The sequence below is a fragment of the Streptomyces sp. NPDC050548 genome (assembly GCF_044457385.1).
In the GTDB taxonomy this organism is placed as follows: domain Bacteria; phylum Actinomycetota; class Actinomycetes; order Streptomycetales; family Streptomycetaceae; genus Streptomyces.
The window spans coordinates 1-22,177 of the sequence record NZ_JBITGV010000036.1; the positions used below are offsets into that span (position 1 = coordinate 1).

A 22,177-nucleotide genomic window follows, 5' to 3' on the forward strand; every position below is an offset into this window, starting at 1 on the left:
GGCGGCCCGCCCCGGTATCCCGCCGCGGGGGCCCGGCGGCGCCCCGGCCCCCCCCCCCCGGGGGCGGGGTCGGGGGGGGGGGCCCCCCCCCCCCCCGGGGGGGGGGGGGGCGGGGGGGGGCCCCCCCCCCCGCCGCGAAGGTGCTTTTTCCGTCAGTACGGCTTTCCGTTCAGTACGGCCAGATCGGCGGGTCGTTCACGAAGTGGCCGCCGAGATACGCGTGCGCCTCGACACCCGGCCGCAGCTCGCCCTGCTCGGCGATCAGCTTCTCGGCGTACGGCTCGGAGTCGTCCCGCGGCTCGTAACCGAGCGCCCGCGCGGTCGACAGGTCCCACCACAGACGGGTGTTCGCGGAGGAGCCGTAGACGATCGTGTGCCCTACGCCCTCGGCGGTCAGGACCGCGTGGAAGAGCCGGGCGCCGTCGGCGGGGCTCATCCAGATCGACAGCATCCGCACGCTGCTGGGCTCCGGGAAGCAGGAACCGATGCGCACGGAGACCGTCTCCAGGCGGTGCTTGTCCCAGTAGAGCTGCGCCAGGTCCTCGCCGAAGGACTTGGACAGGCCGTAGAAGGTGTCGGGGCGGTGCGGGGTGTCGATGGGGATGAGAGGGTCGTCGCCCTCGGGGCGCGGGGTGTAGCCCACCGCGTGGTTGGAGGAGGCGAAGACGACGCGGCCGACGCCCTCCTCGCGGGCGGCCTCGTAGAGGTTGTACGTGCCCTCGATGTTCGACTTGAGGATCTTGTCGAAGGAGGCTTCCAGGGAGATGCCGGCGAGATGGATGATCGCGTCGACGCCCCGCACGGCCTCGCGGAGCGCCGCCTTGTCGGAGAGGTCGGCGGTGATCGCGTCCGGCTCGCCCTCGATCGGGCGCAGATCCAGCAGCCGCAGCTCGTAGCCGTACGCGGGGAGCAGTTCGCGCATCAGGGTGCCGAGCCCGCCTGCGGCGCCGGTGAGCAGAACGGTGCGGGGAGCGGGCATCCTCGGTCTCCTAGAGTCGTCGGCCTCATCCATGAACGACATTCACATGCATGGACACGCTAAAGATCCGCCACCATGCCCGTCAAGTGTGGCGCGGACCTGGGAAATCCGCTTCCTTCTTGCACATTTGCCCGCTTGACCCACCCTGAGGCAGATCCTTAGGGTGGAGCTGTTCAGAAATGTAGACGTTGATCAGAAGAACGCACGCGCCTGTTTCAAGGGAGAGCCCGTGACGCCAGCCCCTCTCGCCGACCGGCTCAGTATTCCCAGCGGGCCGCTGTTCTTTCCCGTCACCGCGTACGGCCCCGACGGCGCCGTCGATCTCGACATGTACCGCGCGCATGTCCGCCAGGGTGTCGAAGCCGGAGCCGCCGCCGTGTTCGCGTGCTGCGGCACCGGGGAGTTCCACGCGCTGCTGCCCGAGGAGTTCGAGGCGTGCGTGCGGGCCGCCGTGGAGGCGACCGGGGGCCGGGTGCCGGTGGTCGCGGGCGCGGGCTACGGCACCGCGCTCGCCGTACGGTACGCACGGCTCGCGGAGGCCGCCGGGGCGGACGGGCTGCTCGCGATGCCGCCGTACCTGGTGGTCGCCGGGCAGGAAGGGCTGCTGCGGCACTACCGGGAGGTGGCCGCGGCGACCGCGCTGCCCGCCATCGTCTACCAGCGCGACAACGCCGTGTTCACCCCGGCCACGGTCGTCGAACTCGCCCGCACCGAGGGGATCATCGGCTTCAAGGACGGCCTCGGCGACCTCGACCTGATGCAGCGGATCGTGAGCACCGTACGCAGCGAAGTCCCGGGCGACTTCCTGTACTTCAACGGACTGCCCACCGCCGAACAGACCCAACTCGCCTACCGGGGCATCGGCATCACCCTCTACTCGTCCGCCGTGTTCTGCTTCGTCCCCGAGCTCGCGCTCGCCTTCCACCGGGCCCTCGCGACCGGCGACGACACCACGGCGAACCGTCTCCTGGACGGTTTCTACCGGCCGTTCGTCGAACTGCGCGCCCAGGGGCGCGGTTACGCGGTCTCGCTGGTCAAGGCGGGCGTACGGATGCGGGGTCTGGACGTCGGCGAGGTCCGCCCGCCGCTGACCGAACCGACCGAGGATCATGTCAAACAGCTGGCCCAACTCATCGAGCGGGGCTACACGTTGATCGAGCCGCAGATCGATTCGCAGGTGGACTCGCAGATGGAGGAGGGCGCGTGAAGGCATCGGCGTTCGTCTATCCCTGGGACGTCAACGGCGACCCGGAGGCGGGCGGCAGGATCGCCGAACTCGGAGTCCAGCAGGCGACCTTGGCCTCCGCGTACCACTCCACCCGCGCGCTGACCCCCCGTCACCCGCGCCACCGTGTCGTCACCGCCGAGCACGCGGCCGTCCTGTATCCGCCGGACTCCCGTTGGCAGGGGCGGGAGTTGAGGCCGTACCCGGCCGGCGACTGGGCGCCCGGCGACGCCTACGGCGAGGCCGCAGTGGCCCTCGCGGAGGCGGGCCTGGAAGTGCACACCTGGGTGGTCCTCGCCCACAACTCCCGCCTGGGCGCCGAACATCCGGACACCTCGGTGGTCAACGCCTACGGCGACCGCTACCCCTGGGCACCCTGTATCGCCCAACCGGCCACGCGCGCGTACCTCGTCGACCTCGCCGCCGAAGCGGCCGTACGCCCCGGCGCGCACGGCACCGAACTGGAGTCCCTGGGCTGGTACGGCCTCGCCCATCTGCACGCCCACGACAAGACCGGCGGAATCCCCCTCGGGGACGCGGGCCAGTACCTGATGTCCCTGTGCTTCTGTCCGACCTGCCGCCAGGGCTACGGCGAACAGGGCGTCGACGCCGAGGAGTTGGCGGCGGTGGTACGTGCCGCGCTGGAACCTGTGTGGCAGGGGGCGCCCTCCGACGGCGGCTGGGCGGGGGTCGGGAAACTCCTCGGTGAGGCGAACGCGACGGCCACGCGCGCGTGGCGCGACGACCGGGCCCGCACACTCCAGGAGACCGCGGTCGCCGCGGTGCGGGCCGCCGCACCGGCCGGCTTCCAGGTCCTGCTGCACGCGGACCCGGAGTCGTACCACTGCGGCGCCAACGCCGGCGTGGACCCCGGGCACATCCTCTCGGTGGCGGACGGTGTGGTCGTCCCCTGCACGAGTGGCGCGGGCCTGCTGACCCCGTTCGCCGAACAGGGCCTGGACGGCCGGGTGTTGGCCGCGAACTTCACGGTGGTCTCCGGGATGGGCGGACGCCCGGGTTCACTCACGACGGACGCGGCACGGGCGCGCGACCTCGGGGCGACCGAACTGCGCCTGTATCACGCGGGGTTGGCGTCGGACGGGGACCTGTCGGAGGTACGGTCGGCGCTGGCCGGGCTCTGAGCCGGGGACGGACTCCTCCCGAACAGCGCCGGGACCGCGCCCGTCCCGACCAGCCCCAGGCACACCCCCGTTGTGAGCAGCGCCAGCCCGACCAGGGTCAACAGCAGCCGGAAGTCGGGCAGTTCGATCAGCGCCGCGCCCGTCGCCAGGCCGATCACGTTCGGTGTGAAGATCAGCGTGTTGGCGGTGGCCGTCGCCCGGCCCAGCAGCGGTCCCGGCACCTCGCGCTGCACGGCGGTGAACGCGGCGATCAGTACGCACGGGAGCCCCAGGCCGATCGCCGCGTTGCCCACCAGGACCACCGGGTCGGACGGCACCGCCCGCGCGGTCACCCCGACCGCCGCGACGACGATCCCGGCCGCCCCGAACCGCCGCTCGCCGAGCCGTCGTAGCGCGGGCCCGGAGACCAGTCCGACCGCGACCGAGCCGACGCCCTGGACCGCGTACAGCACCCCCGCGTAGGCGGGAGCGTGCCCCAGGCCCTCGATGATCGCGTAGTTCGACGAGCTGCTCAGGGAGGCGAGGAACATCATCGTCCCGCCGGCCAGGACGAGCGGGCGCAGCCGGGGATTTCCCCACAACTCGCGGACGCCCTCGGCGGTTTGGGCCCGCCAGTCGCCGGCGGGGCGCCGGGGCCGCTCCTCGTGCGCGCGCACGAACAGCCACAGGCCCGCCGCCAGCGCGCACGTCACCGCGTCCAGACAGGCCACCGCGGGCCCGCCGAACGCCGTGTACAGGCCCGCGCCCGTCAGGGGCGCGACCAGCTTCATGCCCTCCACCGCCGACATCCGCAGCCCGTTGAAGTCACCGAGGAGATCCGGGTCCACCACGGCGGCGACCAGGGCCGACTCGGCGGGGTCCTGGATGACCATGACGGTGCCGTAGACGAACAGGACGGTGAACAGGAGCCACAGGTCGGCGCGGGAGCCGACGGCGAAGAGGGTGAGGAGGAGCGCGGCCAGGGCGAGGTTCGTCCGGAGTAGCAGGGGCTTGCGGCGGACGCGGTCGGCGATCGTGCCGAGGGCCGGGCCGGCCAGGGTCGGCGCCCAGACCGCGAACACGCACAGCGCGGCCAGACCGTTCGAGCCGCTGAGGTCCTTCACCCACACACCGGCCGCAAGCCCCAGCGCGGACGTGCCGAAGGCGGACACCACCAGCCCCGTGAAATACAGCCCCGCGTTGCGGTTCCGCAGGATGCGGGTCACCGTCCAGTTCGTCGTCATGCCTGGTCATCGTGGGTCTAAGGCGGGGGGTGCGGCATCGGGCAGGTGCCCTAGAAACGCGTCGCGCGGCGCGGGCGGGAATCCGTCGCAAGCTGTCGGCAATACCCCTGGAGCGGCGGGCGGGACGGTTCCAGCGTCGCCGCATGCGCTACCTCATGCCGATCGTCATCGGCCTCCTCTACGCGCTGCTCATGTCCCTCGTCCCCGAAGCGCACCGGCGGCGCCTCAACGCCGTGATGGTCGCGGGGGCGGGCGCCGCCTGTCTCAGCGGAGGCGGCCTGGGCGGCTGGGAGTTCGCGTTCACCGCGCTCGCCACCTACGTCGCCTACCGCGGCCTGGAATCGTGGACCTGGATCGGCGTCGGCTGGCTGCTGCACACCGGGTGGGACATCGTGCACCACCTCAAGGGGCACCCGATCATCCCGTTCGCCCACGACTCCTCGCTGGGCTGCGCGATCTGCGACCCGGTGATCGCGCTGTGGTGCCTGCGCCAGGGGCCGTCCGCGCGGGAACTGATCCGGGGCCGGGCGATGAGTTCCCGGGCCGCCGTCGGTCCACCCCCTGAGTGAGACCGATCTCCGGAAGGGAAGCGCATGTCCGACAGCATCTTCGACCTCGGCCCGCAGACCCGTGTCGTCGCCCGGCTCGTCGAGGGCGTCACCGACGAGCAGCTCAGAGACGTCACCCCGTGCCCCGGCACCGCCGTACGCAACATGCTGGGACATCTGCTCGGCCTGTCCGTCGCCTTCCGCGACGCCGCGCGCAAGGACCTGGGCGTCATGACGGACACCGCACCGGACGCCACCGCCTCCGACATCGGCCCCGGCTGGCGCGAGGACTTCCCCAAGATCCTCGACGGCCTCGCCGAGGCCTGGCGCGACCCGGCCGCCTGGACCGGCATGACCCGCGCGGGCGGCATCGACCTCCCCGGCGAGATCGCCGCCGCCGTCGTGGCCGACGAACTGGTCGTCCACGGCTGGGACCTGGCCCGCGCCACCGGCCAGCCCTACGACCCCGACCCGACCGCGCTCCAGGCCTCGTACACCTTCCTGCTGGCGGTGGCCGAGGACCCGGCCGGCGGCGGAGGCATCTTCGGACCGGTGGTCCCGGTACCGGCGGACGCCCCGCTCCTGGACCGGGCGGTGGGCCTCAGCGGACGGGATCCGGGGTGGAAGCCGTAGCTGGCGCCCTCAGCTGGGGATCGGCGTCTTCAGCCGTAGTCCGGTGCCTTCGGCTGTGGATCGGCGCCCTCAGCCGAAGACCGGCCGCCCCCTCAGCCGTGGACCGGGAACGACGTCTGGAACGCCAGCCGTTCGTCCGCCCCGTCGCCGGTGCGGGTCAGGACCTCGTCGAGCGCCATGAACTCCTCCCACACCGCCCGGCCGCTCGCCTCCGCCAGCCGGGCCACGACGAGATCCTCCAGCTCGGGAACGCGCTTGTTCTTCCACACCTTGTCGGCGAGGCTCACCAGGAGGTCCTCCAGACCGACATCCGACCGTGCCCACGAGGCGTGCGTCGCGGCGAAGCGGGCCAGCTCCGGACCGACGCCGTGGCGCAGCAGAAGGTCCCGTCCCGCCTCCTCGTGCGCCGCCCCGGGCCCGGACAGCTCGGAGACGTGCACCGTCTTGCCCACGTCGTGCGTCGCCGCCCCGAAGAGCACCGCCTCGCGGTCGAACAGCGCGGCGGGGCAGTGCTGTTCGACCCAGTCGACCAGCTGGTGCGCGACGTCGTGGACGGCTCGCAGGTGGGCCGCCAGCCGCGGCGGGCTGCCCAACTCCGACAGGAGTTCGACGACACGGTCCGGCAGCGGCAGCAGCGGCGGGTCGACGGTGCCGCTCATCGCCCTGGACAAGGGGGTGTTGGCCATCACCGCGTCAGGGTACTGACCGCGGCATTCTCGCGCCCGGACGGCCGGGCGTGGTGGAACGTCCCGAACTGTGAGTACCGCGGGCCCCGGAACCGTACTCTTCCCCACCATGCCTCTCAGTCTCACGATCCTCGGCACCGCCTCCCCGCATCCACGCCCCGGCCGCCCCTGCTCCGGGTACCTGCTGCGCGGCGGCGGCGCCGAGGTGTGGGTGGACGCGGGCACCGGAACCTTCGCGGAGTTGCAGCGGCACACCGACCCGGCGCGGCTCACCGCGATCTGGATCTCGCATCTGCACGCCGACCACAGCGCCGATCTCCTCGCCGCGGCCTACGCGTTCGCGTTCGGCGGGATGACCCCGGCCGCCCCGATCCCGCTCTACGCCCCGCAGGACTGCGCCCGCCGCCTCGCCGGCTTCTTCGGACAGCCGGACGTACGGTTCCTGAGCGGCGTCTTCGACTTCCGCCCGCTCTACGACGGCCACGCCGTCCGGCACTGGAACCTCCGCCTCACCGCACGCGCCGTCGCCCACGACGCCGAGGCCTACGGGCTGCGCGCCGAGTGCCAGGGGAGTGTCCTCGGCTACTCCGGGGACAGTGGTCCCTGCGAGGCGCTGTCCGAACTCGCGGGCGGCGCCGACGTGTTCCTCTGCGAGGCCGACATCGACCGGCATCGCGAAGGCGAACGCCAAGTACACCTCACGCCCGAGGACGCCGGCGCCTGCGCCAAGGGCGCGCGCGAACTCCTCATCACCCACGTGGGACCCACTCTCACGAGGGAAGCGGCGCTGGAGCGCGCCGCCGCGATCTTCCCCGGCCGCACCTCCGCCGCACTCGAAGGCGTCACCAAGACCATGTGAAGCGCGACCATGCATCACGACCGTGTGAAGCGCTTTCTGGTTCTTCTGTCAGAAGCATTGACGAAACACAGGGCCGCTCCTACCTTCAACGCGTCGTACTTCGTACGTCATATATGAGACGCGATATGTGAGATCCGAGAGGCGCGCATGACCTCTGTGCCCACGCCGATCCCGTCCCGCACGCAGTTCGTGCTGGAAGGGATCAAACACCGCATCCTCACCGGGCAGTTGACGCCGGGTCAGCCACTGGTCGAGACCGAACTCGCCGCACAGTTCGGGGTGTCCAAGACCCCCGTGCGCGAGGCGCTCAAGACCCTGGCCGGCACCGGGCTCGTCGTGATGAACCAGTACAAGGGCGTCACGGTGCGCATGGTGGACGCGGACATGGCGCGCGAGGTGTACGACGTCCGGCTGCTCCTCGAACCCGAGGCGCTACGACGGGCCGTACGACTGGGCGCCTCCCTGGACGCCGCCCGCGAGGCGCTGACCCGCGCCGACGAGGCCGGCGACACCGCCGAACGCTCCCTCGCCAACCGGGAGTTCCACCGCGCCCTGTACCTGCCGTGCGGCAACCCGCTGCTCGGCCGAATGCTCGACGAGGTCCGCGACCAGGCCGCCCTCGTCTCCGCCGTCGCCTGGGCCGCCTCGCCCTCCTGGGAACGGGAGGCCGGCGAACACCGCGAGATCCTGCGGCTCGCCCTCGACGGCGACGCGGACGCCGCGGCGACCGCACTGCACGCCCACATCGCGTCGTTCGTGCAACGGGCCTTCCCCGGCACCGAGTTGGAACAGGGCCAATGGCGGGCACCCGGCGCCGAGTCGGTAGCCCAGGGAGAGGACGGTCAGGCATGACAGCGGCGTTCGAGGCCCAACGGGCCGCCCTGGCCGACGTGGTGGCGATCCCGGTGACCCCGTTCGCCGCGGACGGCACCGTCGACCAGGACAGCCACAGGACCCTGCTGCGCCGCCTGCTCGACGGCGGGATCGGCATCCTCACGCCGAACGGCAACACCGGCGAGTTCTACGCCCTCACGCCTCAAGAACGCCAACTGGTCACGGAGTTGACCATCGACGAGGCGGGGGACCGGGCCGCGATCCTCGTCGGGGTCGGGCACGACGTACCGACCGCCATCGCCTCCGCCCGGCACGCCCGCGAACTCGGCGCGCAGATGGTGATGGTCCATCAGCCCGTCCACCCCTACGTCTCGCAGGACGGCTGGGTCGACTACCACCGCGCCATCGCCGAGGCCGTGCCCGACCTGGGCGTCGTCCCGTACATCCGCAACGCCCAACTCCTCGGCGCCCGCCTCGCCGAACTCGCCGACAACTGCCCGAACGTCATCGGCGTCAAGTACGCCGTCCCCGACGCGGCGCGCTTCGCCGCCTTCGCCCGGGACGCGGGCCTCGAACGCTTCGTATGGGTGGCCGGGTTGGCCGAACCGTACGCCCCCTCCTACTTCTCGGCGGGCGCCACCGGCTTCACCTCAGGACTCGTGAACGTCGCCCCGTCCGTCTCGCTGAACATGATCGAAGCGCTTCGATCGGGCGACTACCCCGGGGCGATGAAGGTGTGGGAACAGATCCGCCGATTCGAGGAACTAAGGGCCGCAAACGGCTCGGCGAACAACGTCACGATCGTGAAGGAAGCGCTTGCGTCCCTCGGCCTGTGCCGCCGCGACGTACGGCCCCCCAGCAAGCCCCTGCCCGAGAGCGAGCGCGCCGAGGTCGCCGCGATAGCCGCCGGATGGTCCATATGAAGGCACCGGAAGAGCTCAGAAGCCACCAGTGGTACGGCACCGACGGGCTGCGCTCCTTCAGCCACCGGGCCCGCACCCGCCAGCTCGGCTACCTCCCCGAGGAACACCTCGGCAAGCCCGTCATCGCGATCCTCAACACCTGGTCGGACATCAATCCCTGTCATGTGCACCTCCGTGACCGCGCCCAGGTGGTCAAGCGGGGCGTGTGGCAGGCGGGCGGCTTCCCGCTGGAGTTCCCCGTCTCGACACTCAGCGAGACCTTCCAGAAACCGACCCCGATGCTCTACCGCAACCTCCTCGCGATGGAGACCGAGGAACTGCTGCGGTCGTATCCCGTCGACGGCGCCGTCCTCATGGGCGGCTGCGACAAATCGACCCCCGCGCTCCTCATGGGCGCGGCCAGCGTCGACCTGCCCACCGTCTTCGTCCCCGCCGGACCGATGCTGCCGGGCCACTGGCGCAACGAGATCCTCGGCTCCGGCACCGACATGTGGAAGTACTGGGACGACAAGCGGGCCGGTCTCATCGGCGACTGCGAGATGACGGAGTTGGAGAGCGGCCTCGCGCGCTCGCCGGGGCACTGCATGACCATGGGGACGGCGTCCACGCTGACGGCCGCCGCCGAGGCTCTGGGCGTGACCGTGCCGGGCGCGTCGAGCATCCCCGCCGTGGACTCGGGGCACGATCGGATGGCCGCGCAATCCGGCATGAGGATCGTTGAACAAGTCCACAAGGGACGTGTTCTCTCGTCGATCCTCACCCAAGAAGCCTTCGAGGACGCGGTCACCACCGTCCTCGGCCTCGGTGGCTCCACCAACGCCGTGATCCACCTCATCGCCATGGCCGGCCGCGCGGGCGTCCACCTCACGCTCGACGACTTCGACCGCATCGCCCGCACGGTCCCGGTCCTTGCGAACGTACGGCCCGGCGGACGGACGTACCTCATGGAGGACTTCCACTTCGCCGGCGGCCTGCCCGGCTTCCTCTCCCGGATCACCGACCTGCTCCACCTCGACCGTCCGACCGTCTCCCACGACACCCTGCGCGAACAGCTCAAAGGCGCGCGAGTGCACAACGACGACGTGATCCGTACGCGCGACAACCCGGTGGCGAGCGAGGGAGGTGTCGCCGTCCTGCGCGGCAACCTCTGCCCGGACGGCGCCGTCATCAAGCACATCGCCGCCGAACCGCACCTGCTCAAGCACACCGGCCCCGCGGTCGTCTTCGACGACTACCGGACCATGCAACGCACCATCAACGACCCGGAGTTGGACATCACCGCAGACAGCGTGCTGGTGCTGCGCAACGCGGGCCCCAAGGGCGGGCCCGGCATGCCCGAGTACGGCATGCTCCCGCTCCCCGACCACCTTCTCAAGCAGGGCGTCCGGGACATGGTCCGCATCTCCGACGCCCGGATGAGCGGCACGAGTTACGGCGCGTGCGTGCTGCACATCGCACCCGAGTCGTACGTCGGCGGACCGCTGGCCCTCGTCCGGACCGGCGACACCATCACCCTGGACGTCGAGGCGCGCACCCTCCAACTCAACGTGGACGACGAGGAGTTGGCGCGGCGCAAGGCGGAGTGGGCCCCGCCGCCCGCACGGTACGAGCGCGGCTACGGCGCGCTCTACAACGACCAGATCACCCAGGCCGACACCGGCTGCGACTTCGAGTTCCTGGCCCGGCCGGGCAAGGTGCCGGACCCGTACGCCGGTTGAGCGCGCCCTCTCTTCGTACGTCGGTCGAGCAAGCGCTTCCTGTGATCGCGACAGCTTCCTGTACTGAGCGTCCTGTACTGAGCGTCCTGTACTGAACGGAGAACAGTCATGGCCCAAGCCGCAGCCGTGGCGAAACCGCCCGCGCCACCCCGGCGGCGCCGTGCCTCCGCGACCCCGCGCAGGCTCCCGTACCTGCTGATCGCCCCGGCCGCGCTGCTCATGCTCGGCTTCATCGCCTACCCGGTCATCAGCGTCTTCTACTACAGCCTGCAGAACTACAACCCCACCAAACCGTGGCGCAACGGCTTCGCGGGCCTCGACAACTTCACCCACGCCTTCACCCAAGACCCCCAGTTCTGGGACACGTTGACCTTCAGCGCCAAGTGGGTCGTCGTCGAGGTGGGCCTCCAACTCCTCTTCGGACTGGCCCTCGCGCTGATCGTCAACCAGACCTTCGTGGGCCGGTCCATCGGCCGCGCGCTGGTGTTCTCCCCCTGGGCCGTGTCGGGCGTACTGACCTCCGCGATCTGGGTGCTGCTCTACAACTCCCAGACGGGCGTGACCCGTTACCTCGCGGACATGGGAATCGGCCAGTACGGCACGAGTTGGCTCTCCGACCCCTCAACCGTCTTTTCCGCAGCCGTAGTTGCGGACCTCTGGCGAGGCGTCCCCTTCTTCGCGATCCTCATCCTCGCCGACCTCCAGTCCGTCTCGAAGGACCTCTACGAGGCCGCCGAGGTGGACGGCGCGAGCCGCTTCAAGCAGTTCCTGCACATCACCCTGCCGCACCTCAAGGACGCGATCGTCCTCTCCACACTCCTGCGCGCGGTCTGGGAGTTCAACAACGTCGACCTCCTCTACACCCTGACCGGCGGCGGCCCGGCCGGCGAGACGACCACGCTCCCGCTCTACGTCGCCAACACCAGCGTCGAGGCCCACAACTTCGGCTACGCGTCGGCCCTCACCACGGTCGCCTTCGTGATCCTGCTGTTCTTCTCGATCGTCTACCTGCGCCTGAGCAAGTTCGGAGGCGGCGACAAGTGATCACCGAGATCGCCCCGGCCCGCGAGCGGGAGACCGCCGCACCGCACCAGCCGCGCAAGGTCCACCGCGCCTGGGACGAGGTCCCGCGCTGGCAGATCTACGTCCCCCTCGGCATCTACCTCGTCTTCACCCTGATCCCCTTCTACTGGATCCTGCTCTTCGCGTTCCGCCCGGCCGGCTCGACCTCCCTCGTGCCCTGGCCGATGACCCTCGACCACTTCCAGAAGGTGTGGACCGAACGCAGCTTCGGCGTCTACTTCCAGAACAGCGTCTACGTCGGCGTCGCCACCCTGGTCCTCACCACGGTCGTCGCACTGGCCGGCGGCTATGCGCTCGCCCGCTTCGAGTTCAGGATCAAACGCACCTTCATGCTGGCCCTGCTCTGCTCCCAATTCGTGCCGGGCGCCCTGCTGTTGGTCCCGCTGTTCCAGATCTTCGCCAAGCTCCAGATGATCAACTCGCTCGGCAGTGTCATCATCGCGGAGACCGTCTTCCAGCTCCCGCTGTCGATGATCCTGATCAGCGGCTTCATCCGGAACGTCCCGCAGTCCCTGGAAGAGGCCGCCTGGGTCGACGGCTGCAACCGCTTCGCCGCGTTCCGCATCGTCGTCCTCCCGCTGCTACGGCCCGGGTTGATCGCCGTCGGCTCCTTCGCCTTCGTGCACGCCTGGAACCACTTCCTCTTCGCCTTGATGTTCCTCTCCGACCAGAGCAAGCAGACGATCCCGGTCGGCCTCAACACCCTGATGAGCGCGGACAGCGTCGACCTCGGCGCGCTCGCCGCGGGCGGCATCGTCGCGGCCGTACCCGTGGTGATCGTCTTCGCCTTCATCCAGAAGTGGCTGATCACCGGCTTCAGCGCGGGGGCGGTGAAGGGATGAGGCAACCGCTTACCCTGCTGGCGAAGATCGTCGACGCAGGGAGAATCCCATGACCCGCCCGAACCGTGCCACGACCGTTTCCACGCCCGTCCCCGTCGTCCTCGCCGGCGCCCGCGGCCACGGCCGCTGGCACGTCGAGAACATCCGCCGACTCCAGGACAAGGGCCTTGTACGCCTCGTCGGACTCTGCGAGCTGACCCCGCTGACCGAGGAGGAGTTCGGCGCCGAACTCCCCGCCCAGTCACCGGACTTCGGAGCGCTCCTCGACTCGACGGGCGCCCAGGTGGCCGTGATCTGCACCCCGATCCCGACCCACACGGACCTGGCCCTGGCCGCCGCGAAGCGGGGCGTGCACCTGCTCCTGGAGAAGCCGCCCGCGCCGTCGTACGCCGAGTTCCGCCGGATGGCCGACGGGGTCGCCGCGGCCGGAGTGGTCTGCCAGATCGGCTTCCAGTCGCTCGGCTCGCACGCCGTGCCCGCGATCCGCAAGCTGATCGCCGAGGGCGCGATCGGCACCCTGACCGGAGTCGGCGGGGCCGGTGCCTGGGCGCGCGACGAGGCCTACTACCGGCGCGCCCCCTGGGCGGGCAAGCGGCGCCTGAACGGCGTCGACGTGATCGACGGCGCGCTCACGAACCCCCTCGCGCACGCCGTCGCCACCGCCCTCGCCCTCAACGGCACGACCCGCGCCGAGGACGTCGCCCGCATCGAGACCGAACTCGTCCGGGCCAACGACATCGAGTCCGACGACACCTCCTGCGTCCGCGTCACCACCGTCCAGGGCCGCCCGGTCACCGTCGCCGTCACCCTGTGCGCCGAACACCCCGGCGAGCCCTATGTGTTGGTGCACGGCAGCGAGGGCCGGATCACCTACTGGTACAAGCAGGACCGCGCACTGCTCCAGCGGGCGGGCCACGGTCCCGAGGAGTTCGAGTACGGCAGCACGGACCTGCTGGAGAACCTGGTCGCCCATCTCGCCGACGGTGAAGCGCTGTTGGTCGAACCGGACGCGACGGGCGCCTTCATGAAGGTCGTCGAGGCGATCCGCCAGGCCCCCGACCCGGCCCAACTGCCCACCAGCGCCTGGCGCTTGATCCCCACCGAGAACCGCCGGGTCGTCCCCGGAATCGACGCACTGGTCACGGCGGCGGCCGACACCCTCGCCCTCTACTCAGAGCTGGGCGCCTCCTGGGCCCCATCGAAAGAGGTGAGCCCTTGATGATCACCCACGACACGCCGGTGCTCCGCGTCGCGGGCCGCCCGGTCGCCCGGTACGTCACCCGGCCCGAGCTGCCCGCCCGGCTCTCCCCACGCCCCTATCTGCACCCCGTAACCACCTTGTCCGGCACGGCGGTCACCGAACTCGGCCCCGCCGACCACACCCACCACCTCGGCGTCGGTGTCGCCGTTCCCGACGTCGAGGGGCACAACTTCTGGGGCGGCCGGACGTACGTCCGCGACCAAGGGCCCACGGAACTGGACAACCACGGCGCCCAACGCCACTCCGGCTTCCAGCTCCGCGACCCGGACGGCTTCGTCGAGGAACTCCGCTGGGTGGCCTCCGGCACCGAGCTGCTGCGCGAACGCCGTACGGTCGCCGCCACCGAACTCACCGACACCGCCTGGGCGTTGGACTTCACCTTCTCGCTCACCAACGTGACGTCCGACCCCTTGTCGATCGGCAGCCCCGCCACCAACGGCCGCCCCGGAGCCGCGTACGGCGGTTTCTTCTGGCGGGCCCGCAAGGAGGCGGAGACCCCGCGCGTCTTCACCGCCGACCGCGAGGGCGAACCGGCCGTCCACGGCACCCGCGCCGACTGGCTGGCCCTCGCCGGCACCGGCTGGACCCTGGTCTTCGCCGGCGCCACGGACCGCTCCCGCCAGGACCCGTGGTTCGTCCGCACCGCCGAATACCCGGGCGTGGGCGCGTCGTTGGCGTCCGACGAGCGGCTGCCGATCCCGCCCGGCGACACGGTCGTACGGCGCGTCGTCACCGTCGTCGCGGACGGCACCCTGGACCGGGGCGAGGCCGCGGTGCTGGTGCGGAAGGCGGTCAGCCAGTGACCCGCGAGACGTACACCAACCCCGTCCTGAACGCCGACTGGTCCGACCCGGACGTCATCCGCGTCGGCGACGACTTCTATCTCACCGCGTCCAGCTTCGGCCGCGTACCGGGCCTGCCGCTGCTGCACTCCCGCGACCTGGTGAACTGGACCCTGGTCGGCCACGGCCTCCAACGCATGGAACCAGCAAGGGAGTTCAGGTCCCCACGGCCCGACCGCGGCGTCTGGGCCCCCGCGTTGAGATACCACGACGAACGCTTCTGGATCTTCTGGGGCGACCCCGACCAGGGCATCTTCCAGATCAACGCCCCCGAGATACGCGGCCCTTGGACCCGTCCCCACCTCCTCAAGGAGGGCAAGGGCCTGATCGACCCGTGCCCCCTGTGGGACGAGGACAACGACGAGGCCTACCTCGTCCATGCCTGGGCCAAGTCCCGCGCGGGCATCAACAACCGCCTCACCGGCCACCGGATGCACCCCGACGGCGCGACCCTGCTCGACGACGGCAAGGTGATCGTCGACGCGGACCACATCCCCGGCTGGTTCACCCTGGAGGGCCCCAAGGTCCACCAACACGACGGCTGGTTCTGGATCTTCGCCCCCGCAGGAGGAGTCGGGACCGGCTGGCAGGGCGCGTTCCGCTCCCGCGGCTTCTTCGGCCCGTACGAGGAGCGGGTCGTCCTGGAGCAACGCGGCACCGACGTCAACGGCCCCCACCAGGGCGCGTGGGTGCGCACCCCGTCCGGCGAGGACTGGTTCCTGCACTTCCAACAGCGCGGCGCCTACGGCCGAGTTGTCCACCTCCAGCCCATGCGCTGGGGCGACGACGGCTGGCCGGTCATCGGCGACGCGGGCGCCCCCGTAGCCGCACACCGGAAACCGGACCTGCCGCCGCAGCCGTCCGCCGCGCCCGCCACCGACGACAATTTCCCCGGCGGACGGTACGGCCGCCAGTGGCAGTGGACGGCGAATCCACAGGACGGCTGGGCCACCCATCACTCCGGCGACGGCCTACGACTGACCTGCGCCCGTACGGCGAACGCGCACGACCTGCGCAAGCTCCCGAACCTCCTCACCCAGCGACTGCCTGGCACGCCCGTCGCCGTCGAGGTCGAACTGCGGCTGCACAGCGAGGAGTTGGGGGCACGGGCCGGACTGGCAGTGCTCGGGGACGCGTACAGCTGGATCGGACTCCAGCGGGGCGCGGACGGGGAGGCGCGGTTCGTGCACCGCTTCGCGGAACCCGTCGCCGAGCGTGAACGGGACGCGGGGGAGTCCTGCCTCGCCCCCGAGGGCCGTGTCCGGCTGCGGATCGAGATCGGCGCGGGGGCGCGATGCCGCTTCTGCTACGACGTCGGGGGCGGGCCGCCGCGGCCGAGCGGTCAGGTCTTCGCCGCCACCCCTTGGCGCTGGGTCGGTGCCCTGCTCGGGCTCTTCGCGCTCGCGCCCGTCGGCACGGGACATGCCGGCGCGGCCGTGTTCACGCGGTTCCGGATCAGTTCTCTCCACTGACTCGCCCTGCTCGTACGCCTGTTGGGAGTCGCAATGACGCACCTCCGTGGCAAGCGCTTGCCAGCCCCTCCACAAGAAGAGAGCCGACCTATGAAGACCAGCATCCGCAGAAGCCGGCGGGCCGCGATGGCCGTCGCCCTGGGCTCCGTGCTCGCGCTGACCGCCACCGCCTGCGGCGATGACGGGAGTGGCGGCGCGGGGGACAAGGGCGACGAGGGCTCCGGCAAGGGCACGATCACCTTCTGGGACAACAACGGCGGTGTCCGTACCGACATCTGGAAGCAGATCATCGCGGACTTCGAGAAGAAGAACCCCGACATCAAGGTGAAGTACGTCGGGATACCGGCCGCGAGTGCCCAGTCCAAGTACGACACCGCGATCCAGGGCGGCGGGCTGCCCGACGTCGGCGGGGTCGGGACCGCGGTGCTCGCCGAGGTCGCGGTGCAGGGGGCGCTGGAGCCGTTGGACAGCCGGCTCAAGTCCAGTGCGCTGAATGGGAAGTTGAGCCAGAACCTGCTCGACGTGAGCAAGTCCGCCGGTGGCGGGGACACGCTCTACCAGATCCCGACCTCCGCGAACAACGGCACGCTGTGGTACCGCACCGACCTGTTCAAGGCGGCCGGTCTGGACGCGCCCACCACCTGGTCGAAGTTCTATGCCGCCGCCGACAAACTCACCGACAAGGCCAAGAACAAGTTCGGCTTCACGATTCGGGGTGGTGAGGGATCCATCGCGCCGGCCCTCGACGCGGTGTACGGGCAGACCGGGATCACCTCGTTCTGGAACGGCGACAAGACGACCGTCAACGACCCGAAGAACGTTGCCGCGTTGGCGAAATACGTGAGCCTGTTCAAGAAGGACACACCGTCCGCCGACCTCAACAACGACTTCACCAAGATGGTCGCGCAGTGGGACAGCGGCACGATCGGAATGCTGAGTCACAACCTCGGGTCGTATCAGGATCATCTGAAGGCGCTGGGCGCGGACAAGTTCAAGGGCATTCCGAATCCGACGCTCGACGACGGTACGCGCGTGCAGATCTCCAACCCCGTCGACGGGCTGAGTCTGTTCAAATCCAGCAAGAACAAGGAAGCGGCCTGGAAGTTCATCGAGTTCGCGGTTTCGGCGGCGGAGAACTCCAAGTTCAACGAGTCTGCGGGGCAGGTGCCGGCGAACACAGAGGCGGCGAACGCCGCGTGGATCCAGAGTTCCGAGCCCACGCGGTTGGCGGCGGAGGCGCTCAACGGGGCCGACACGAAGATTGTGCAGCTGCCGTATTACCTGCCGGACTGGAACACGATTTCCAAGGCGGACAATGAGCCGAACTTCCAGAAGTTGCTGCTGGGGAAGATGACGGCTAAGGAGTTTCTGGACACGCTGGCCGACCAGTTGAATGCGGCACAGGCGGATTGGAAGAAGAACCACTGAGATTGGGTGGTTTCGGTTTGTGGGGAACTGCGGGTTCGTTGTGGCTGGGCGCGCAGTTCCCCGTGCCCCAAAAAGACAGAAGACCGGAAGGTGAGCCAGTCGTGTCTCTTACCCGGCGGCAAGTCGCGTTAGGCGCTCTCGCTGCCGTTCCCTTACGAGGTGGTCGGCGAGATCGCACTCTCTACATCGCCGGTGATTCCACCGCCGCCCAGAAGTACTCCACCGAAGCCCCCGAGACCGGGTGGGGAATGGCCCTCCCCTTCTTTCTGCGGCGGGGAGTGAAAGTCGCCAACCATGCCGTGAACGGGCGGAGTTCGAAGAGTTTCGTCGACGAAGGGCGGCTGGAGGTGATCCTCGCCGCCATCCGGCCCGGTGATCTCCTCCTCGTCCAGTTCGCGCACAACGACGAGAAGACCGCCGATCCGACCCGCTACACCGAGCCCTGGACGACGTACCAGGACTATCTGCGGCTGTATCTCGACGGGGCCCGCAGCCGTGGTGCCCGGCCCGTGCTCGCCACCCCCGTCGAGCGCCGCAGGTTCGACGTCGACGGCAACGCCCTGCCGACGCACGGGGATTACCCGGCGGCGATGCGTGCGCTCGCCCAGGAGGAGCGGGTCGCGCTGCTCGACGTCGAGGCCTTGTCGCTGGCGTTGTGGCAGCGGCTCGGGGTCGAGGAGACCAAGGTCTACTTCAACTGGACCGACACCGAGCAGGACAACACGCACTTCAATCCGCCCGGTGCGATCGCCGTGGCGCGGCTCGTGGCGCGGGAGTCGGCGCGTACCCGGGTGCTCGCGCCGCGTGATGTCGTCCGGCTGCGCGACGAGATCCCCACGTCCTGGATCACCTGGCCCGAGGCGACGGACGCCTCGGACCTCCTCTGAGCAAGGAGACCCGCACAGTGCACTCATTTATATGTCATGGACGCGTCACGGCTGCGCTGGTGGGCTGCACGGCACTGGCTCTCGCCCTCACCGGCACCACCGCCCAGGCCCATTCCCGCAGCCTCGCCCGTGAGACCCTCGGCGCCGGTGACGGCTGGGCCTCCTACGGCACCGGCACCAGCGGCGGTGCCGCCGCCACCCCCGAGCACGTCTACACCGTCTCCAACTGGGCTGATTTCAAGGCCGCGTTGGCCGATGGCGGCACGGCGCCGAAGGTCATCAGAGTCAAGGGGATCATCGACGCCAACGCCGAGGGCTGCGACTCCTTCGCCGCGCCCGGCTACGACTTCGCCCAGTACCTCGCCACCTACGACCCCGCCGTCTGGGGCTACGACCAGAACCTCGACAACGAGCCCGCCGACAGTCCTGAGGGGCTTCGTCGAGTCTCCGCCGCCAACCAGAACTCCGCCATCAAGGCGTTCGTCCCCGCCAACACCACCATCATCGGCATCGGCAAGAACGCCGGCTTCAAGGGCGCCAGCCTCCAGATCACCGCCGTCGACAACGTCATCGTCCGCAACCTGGCCTTCGAGAGCCCGCTGGACTGCTTCCCGCAGTGGGACCCGACCGACGGCGACACCGGCAATTGGAACTCCGAGTACGACAGCGCCGTCATCTACGGCTCCACCCATGTGTGGCTGGACCACAACACGTTCACCGACGGCGAGCACCCGGACAGCTCACTGCCCACCTACTACGGGCGGATCTTCGAGCAGCACGACGGCGAACTCGACATCGTCAAGGGCGCCGACTACGTCACCGCCTCCTGGAACGTCTTCACCGACCACGACAAGACGATCCTCATCGGCAACAGCGACAGCGCCTCAACTGCCGCCGTCGACCGGGGACATCTGAAGGTCACGCTCCACCACAACCTGTTCTCCAACCTCGTCGAGCGCGCACCCCGCGTCCGGTTCGGACAGGTCGACTCCTACAACAACCACTTCGTCGCCGAGCCCGGATACGGCTACAGCTACGGCATCGGCCTGGAGTCCCAACTCGTCGCGGAACACAACGCGTTCACGGTCCCGGCCGGCATCTCCGAGGCGACCGTCCTCAAGAAGTGGTCCGAGGCGCCGCTCACCGCCGACGACAACTACGTCAACGGCGAGCTGACCGATCTGATCGCCGTCCACAACGCCGGTGTGCCCAGCGAGATCCTCCAGTCCGGCGCGGGCTGGACACCGACCCTGCGCACGAAGATCGACCCCACGAGGGCCGTGCCGTTCCTCGTCGACCGCAACGCCGGTGCGGGCCGCCTGCGCTGACCCCTCGTCATCTCGCTGTCTCGCCATCTCGTCATGAGGAGCACCCGCATGCCCTTGCACGAGCACCTTCAACGGCCCCTGTCCAGACGGGGGTTCATCGCGGCGGGCACCGTCGCCACGGGCGTCGCGCTCGGCCTCGCTTCCGGTCCCGCCCGGGCCGCCACCCGGCCCCGCCCCTTCGGCCGCTACGGTTCACCGGCCGCGCGACTCACCCCGCTCACCCTGTACGTCGATCCGCACGGCCGGGGCGACTTCACCACCGTCCAGGCCGCCGTCCTCGCCGCGACCGGCGCCGGGTACACGCTGGTCATCGCGCCGGGCGTCTACCGCGAGACGGTCACCGCCGGCGTCACCGACCCGGCGACCGGCCAACTCGCCGACGCCGCGAGCGAGATGACATGGCTCGGCGCCGACGAGGACCCGCGTGCCGCCGTCATCGTCTACGACAACGCCAACGGGACGCAGAAGCCCGACGGTTCGGGCACCTACGGCACCTCCGGCTCGGCCACCACTCTCATCCGCACCGACGGCTTCACCGCCCGCCGGATCACCTTCGCCAACGACTGGCTGCGGGCCGAGCACCCCGACATCACCGGCACACAGGCGGTCGCGATCAAGGTGCAGGGCGACCGTTCGGCGTTCTACGACTGCCACTTCCTCGGGCACCAGGACACCCTGTACGCCGACTCGTCGGCCCTCGGCGTCTTCGCCCGGCAGTACTACGCGCGCTGCTACGTCGAGGGAGACGTCGACTTCGTCTTCGGGCGCGCGACGGCCGTCTACGACCACTGCCACTTCCGGACCCTGAACCGCACCGATCTGGCGACGGCACCGTACGGCTTCGTCTTCGCGCCCTCCACGGCGGTCGCCAACCCGCGCGGCTACCTGGTGACGCACAGCCGCGTGAGCAGCCAAGCACCGGACGGCTACTACAAGTTGGCCCGCCCCTGGGTTCCCGGCTCGGACACCACCGCCCGTCCGATGCTCACCGTGCGCGAGACGGCGCTCGGTGCGGGGATCGACGCGGTGGCGCCGTACACCAACATGTCGGACACCTATCCCTGGCAGAGCCAGCGCTTCGCCGAGTACCGCAACACCGGCCCAGGCGCCGTGATCGGTGTCCCGGAGAACCGGCCCCAACTCACCGCCGAGCAGGCCGAGTCGGCGACGCGAGAGGTCTATCTCGGCGACTGGAAGCCGGGGCGGAGATGACCCTGCGCAGACGCACGCTCCTGACGGGGATCGCCGGGGGACTGGTGGCCGCCGGTGCCGCACCCGCCGTAGCTCTCGACCGGCGACGCGTCCTGCACGTCCGGCCCGGCGACTCGGTGCAGGCGGCCGTGGATGCCGTCGACGGCGACGGCTGGACGATCGTCGTGCACCCAGGGACGTATCGCGAGGTCGTCAACGTGCCTTCGGACAAAGGCGAGTTGACCCTGCGCGGCGGCGGGCGCGACCCGCGTGACGTCGTCATCGTCTACGACAACGCCAACGGGACGCAGAAACCCGACGGTTCGGGGACGTACGGCACGGCGGGCTCCGCGACCTTCACCTCGGCGGCGCCCGGGCTGACCGTACGGGACCTGACCCTCGCCAACGACTGGCTGCGCGCCGACCACCCGGAGATCACGGGAACGCAGGCCGTGGCCGCGTATGTCACCGGTGACCGCTCGCAGTTCGCGCACGTCCGGCTGCTGGCCCACCAGGACACGCTCTTCGTGGACACGACGGCGCTGGACGCCTTCGACCGGCAGTACTTCTCCCACTGCTACATCGAGGGGGACGTCGACTTCGTCTTCGGGCGGGCCACCGCCGTCTTCACGGACTGCCACTTCCACACCCTCCCACGGGACGTCGCCTTCACCCCGAAGGGCATGGTCTTCGCCCCGTCCACCGCCCGCGCCAACCCGCACGGCATCCTCGCGGTCCGCTCCCGGATCACCTCCGGCGCCGAGGACGCCGCGTACAAGCTGGCCCGGCCGTGGGTCCCGTCGTACGAGACGACGGCCTGGCCGTCCCTCGTCGTGCGGGACACCCGGATCGGGCCCGGCATCGACCCGGTCGCGCCCTACACGAACATGCGCGACGCCTACCCCTGGCAGTCGATGCGCTTCCACGAGTACCGCAACACGGGACCGGGCTCCGTGATCACAGTCCCGGAGAACCGGCCCCAACTCACCGCCGCCGAGGCCGCGTTGCACACCCCCGCGACCTACCTCGGCGGCTGGGAACCCGTCCGCTCACTCTGATCGACGAAAGGACCC

Annotated in this window: 21 protein-coding genes; 18 read left to right on the forward strand and 3 right to left on the reverse strand. The window is 70.1% G+C overall.

Annotated features, from left to right (window positions below):
* Positions 1-169: 169 nt before the first annotated feature.
* Positions 170-979: an NAD-dependent epimerase/dehydratase family protein gene (locus ACIBJH_RS47410; protein WP_399123258.1), complete on the reverse strand. Its 810-nt coding sequence runs from the start codon at positions 977-979 to the stop codon at positions 170-172.
* 229 nt (positions 980-1,208) lie between these two features.
* Here ACIBJH_RS47410 and ACIBJH_RS47415 point away from each other — a divergent pair, with 229 nt between their 5' ends.
* On the forward strand, positions 1,209-2,186 hold the full coding sequence (locus tag ACIBJH_RS47415) for a 5-dehydro-4-deoxyglucarate dehydratase (RefSeq protein WP_399123259.1): 978 nt from the start codon (positions 1,209-1,211) through the stop codon (positions 2,184-2,186).
* Positions 2,183-3,346 (forward strand): hypothetical protein, encoded by a 1,164-nt coding sequence (locus ACIBJH_RS47420; protein WP_399123260.1) that lies wholly within the window; start codon positions 2,183-2,185, stop codon positions 3,344-3,346. Before ACIBJH_RS47415 ends, ACIBJH_RS47420 begins: the two co-directional genes overlap by 4 nt.
* Here the strand turns inward: ACIBJH_RS47420 and ACIBJH_RS47425 are convergent.
* Entirely contained in the window at positions 3,283-4,569 is a 1,287-nt protein-coding gene (locus ACIBJH_RS47425; RefSeq protein WP_399123261.1) for an MFS transporter, read from the reverse strand. The genes ACIBJH_RS47420 and ACIBJH_RS47425 overlap by 64 nt on opposite strands.
* Before the next feature lie 143 nt (positions 4,570-4,712).
* Between ACIBJH_RS47425 and ACIBJH_RS47430 the strand changes: the two genes are divergently transcribed.
* Both ACIBJH_RS47430 and ACIBJH_RS47435 read left to right on the forward strand, forming a co-directional pair.
* Entirely contained in the window at positions 4,713-5,138 is a 426-nt protein-coding gene (locus tag ACIBJH_RS47430; RefSeq protein ID WP_399123262.1) for a DUF6010 family protein, read from the forward strand.
* Positions 5,139-5,162: 24 nt separating this feature from the next.
* Positions 5,163-5,750, forward strand: a complete 588-nt coding sequence (locus ACIBJH_RS47435; protein ID WP_399123263.1) for a TIGR03086 family metal-binding protein — start codon at positions 5,163-5,165, stop codon at positions 5,748-5,750.
* 92 nt (positions 5,751-5,842) lie between these two features.
* Here ACIBJH_RS47435 and ACIBJH_RS47440 read toward each other — a convergent pair whose 3' ends face one another.
* Positions 5,843-6,436, reverse strand: coding sequence for an HD domain-containing protein (locus ACIBJH_RS47440; RefSeq protein WP_399123264.1), 594 nt, complete (start codon positions 6,434-6,436; stop codon positions 5,843-5,845).
* A 109-nt stretch (positions 6,437-6,545) separates the two neighbouring features.
* Between ACIBJH_RS47440 and ACIBJH_RS47445 the strand changes: the two genes are divergently transcribed.
* From ACIBJH_RS47445 to ACIBJH_RS47510, 14 genes are all read left to right on the forward strand, one after another.
* Positions 6,546-7,295: an MBL fold metallo-hydrolase gene (locus tag ACIBJH_RS47445; RefSeq protein ID WP_399123266.1), complete on the forward strand. Its 750-nt coding sequence runs from the start codon at positions 6,546-6,548 to the stop codon at positions 7,293-7,295.
* A gap of 147 nt (positions 7,296-7,442) precedes the next feature.
* Positions 7,443-8,147 (forward strand): GntR family transcriptional regulator, encoded by a 705-nt coding sequence (locus tag ACIBJH_RS47450; RefSeq protein ID WP_399123267.1) that lies wholly within the window; start codon positions 7,443-7,445, stop codon positions 8,145-8,147.
* Positions 8,144-9,052 carry a dihydrodipicolinate synthase family protein gene (locus tag ACIBJH_RS47455; protein WP_399123268.1) on the forward strand — a complete coding sequence of 303 codons (909 nt, stop codon included), beginning with the start codon at positions 8,144-8,146 and terminating at the stop codon, positions 9,050-9,052. Before ACIBJH_RS47450 ends, ACIBJH_RS47455 begins: the two co-directional genes overlap by 4 nt.
* Positions 9,040-10,770, forward strand: coding sequence for an L-arabinonate dehydratase (araD, locus tag ACIBJH_RS47460; RefSeq protein WP_399123269.1), 1,731 nt, complete (start codon positions 9,040-9,042; stop codon positions 10,768-10,770). The genes ACIBJH_RS47455 and araD overlap by 13 nt, the downstream gene beginning before the upstream one ends.
* Positions 10,771-10,878: 108 nt before the next feature.
* Entirely contained in the window at positions 10,879-11,814 is a 936-nt protein-coding gene (locus tag ACIBJH_RS47465) for a carbohydrate ABC transporter permease (RefSeq protein WP_019067499.1), read from the forward strand.
* Positions 11,811-12,695 carry a carbohydrate ABC transporter permease gene (locus ACIBJH_RS47470; RefSeq protein WP_399123270.1) on the forward strand — a complete coding sequence of 295 codons (885 nt, stop codon included), beginning with the start codon at positions 11,811-11,813 and terminating at the stop codon, positions 12,693-12,695. The genes ACIBJH_RS47465 and ACIBJH_RS47470 overlap by 4 nt, the downstream gene beginning before the upstream one ends.
* Positions 12,696-12,744: 49 nt before the next feature.
* Positions 12,745-13,914, forward strand: coding sequence for a Gfo/Idh/MocA family protein (locus ACIBJH_RS47475; protein ID WP_399123272.1), 1,170 nt, complete (start codon positions 12,745-12,747; stop codon positions 13,912-13,914).
* A complete protein-coding gene (locus tag ACIBJH_RS47480; protein WP_399123273.1) occupies positions 13,914-14,759 on the forward strand; it encodes a PmoA family protein in 846 nt (281 codons plus the stop codon). Before ACIBJH_RS47475 ends, ACIBJH_RS47480 begins: the two co-directional genes overlap by 1 nt.
* Positions 14,756-16,270 (forward strand): family 43 glycosylhydrolase, encoded by a 1,515-nt coding sequence (locus ACIBJH_RS47485; RefSeq protein ID WP_399123274.1) that lies wholly within the window; start codon positions 14,756-14,758, stop codon positions 16,268-16,270. The genes ACIBJH_RS47480 and ACIBJH_RS47485 overlap by 4 nt, the downstream gene beginning before the upstream one ends.
* A gap of 90 nt (positions 16,271-16,360) precedes the next feature.
* On the forward strand, positions 16,361-17,698 hold the full coding sequence (locus ACIBJH_RS47490) for an ABC transporter substrate-binding protein (protein ID WP_399123275.1): 1,338 nt from the start codon (positions 16,361-16,363) through the stop codon (positions 17,696-17,698).
* Between the two features lie 101 nt (positions 17,699-17,799).
* Positions 17,800-18,585 (forward strand): rhamnogalacturonan acetylesterase, encoded by a 786-nt coding sequence (locus ACIBJH_RS47495; RefSeq protein WP_399123276.1) that lies wholly within the window; start codon positions 17,800-17,802, stop codon positions 18,583-18,585.
* A gap of 17 nt (positions 18,586-18,602) precedes the next feature.
* A complete protein-coding gene (locus ACIBJH_RS47500) occupies positions 18,603-19,913 on the forward strand; it encodes a polysaccharide lyase family 1 protein (protein WP_399123277.1) in 1,311 nt (436 codons plus the stop codon).
* A gap of 48 nt (positions 19,914-19,961) precedes the next feature.
* The gene (locus ACIBJH_RS47505) at positions 19,962-21,125 is read left to right on the forward strand and encodes a pectinesterase family protein (protein ID WP_399123278.1); all 1,164 of its coding nucleotides are present in this window, start codon (positions 19,962-19,964) and stop codon (positions 21,123-21,125) included.
* Positions 21,126-21,127: 2 nt separating this feature from the next.
* Complete coding sequence (locus ACIBJH_RS47510) at positions 21,128-22,162, forward strand: pectinesterase family protein (protein ID WP_399123288.1); 1,035 nt, start codon at positions 21,128-21,130, stop codon at positions 22,160-22,162.
* The last annotated feature ends 15 nt before the right edge of the window (positions 22,163-22,177 follow it).

What these genes read in the sequence shown, in the direction of transcription:
- ACIBJH_RS47490 (WP_399123275.1), top strand. Translation starts at nt 16,361, where the DNA reads ATGAAGACCAGCATCCGCAGAAGCCGGCGGGCCGCGATGGCCGTCGCC.
- ACIBJH_RS47505 (WP_399123278.1), top strand. Translation starts at nt 19,962, where the DNA reads ATGCCCTTGCACGAGCACCTTCAACGGCCCCTGTCCAGACGGGGGTTC.
- ACIBJH_RS47425 (WP_399123261.1), bottom strand. Translation starts at nt 4,569, where the DNA reads ATGACGACGAACTGGACGGTGACCCGCATCCTGCGGAACCGCAACGCG.
- ACIBJH_RS47430 (WP_399123262.1), top strand. Translation starts at nt 4,713, where the DNA reads ATGCGCTACCTCATGCCGATCGTCATCGGCCTCCTCTACGCGCTGCTC.
- ACIBJH_RS47450 (WP_399123267.1), top strand. Translation starts at nt 7,443, where the DNA reads ATGACCTCTGTGCCCACGCCGATCCCGTCCCGCACGCAGTTCGTGCTG.
- ACIBJH_RS47410 (WP_399123258.1), bottom strand. Translation starts at nt 979, where the DNA reads ATGCCCGCTCCCCGCACCGTTCTGCTCACCGGCGCCGCAGGCGGGCTC.
- ACIBJH_RS47475 (WP_399123272.1), top strand. Translation starts at nt 12,745, where the DNA reads ATGACCCGCCCGAACCGTGCCACGACCGTTTCCACGCCCGTCCCCGTC.
- ACIBJH_RS47465 (WP_019067499.1), top strand. Translation starts at nt 10,879, where the DNA reads ATGGCCCAAGCCGCAGCCGTGGCGAAACCGCCCGCGCCACCCCGGCGG.
- araD (WP_399123269.1), top strand. Translation starts at nt 9,040, where the DNA reads ATGGTCCATATGAAGGCACCGGAAGAGCTCAGAAGCCACCAGTGGTAC.
- ACIBJH_RS47480 (WP_399123273.1), top strand. Translation starts at nt 13,914, where the DNA reads ATGATCACCCACGACACGCCGGTGCTCCGCGTCGCGGGCCGCCCGGTC.
- ACIBJH_RS47445 (WP_399123266.1), top strand. Translation starts at nt 6,546, where the DNA reads ATGCCTCTCAGTCTCACGATCCTCGGCACCGCCTCCCCGCATCCACGC.
- ACIBJH_RS47455 (WP_399123268.1), top strand. Translation starts at nt 8,144, where the DNA reads ATGACAGCGGCGTTCGAGGCCCAACGGGCCGCCCTGGCCGACGTGGTG.
- ACIBJH_RS47440 (WP_399123264.1), bottom strand. Translation starts at nt 6,436, where the DNA reads ATGGCCAACACCCCCTTGTCCAGGGCGATGAGCGGCACCGTCGACCCG.
- ACIBJH_RS47435 (WP_399123263.1), top strand. Translation starts at nt 5,163, where the DNA reads ATGTCCGACAGCATCTTCGACCTCGGCCCGCAGACCCGTGTCGTCGCC.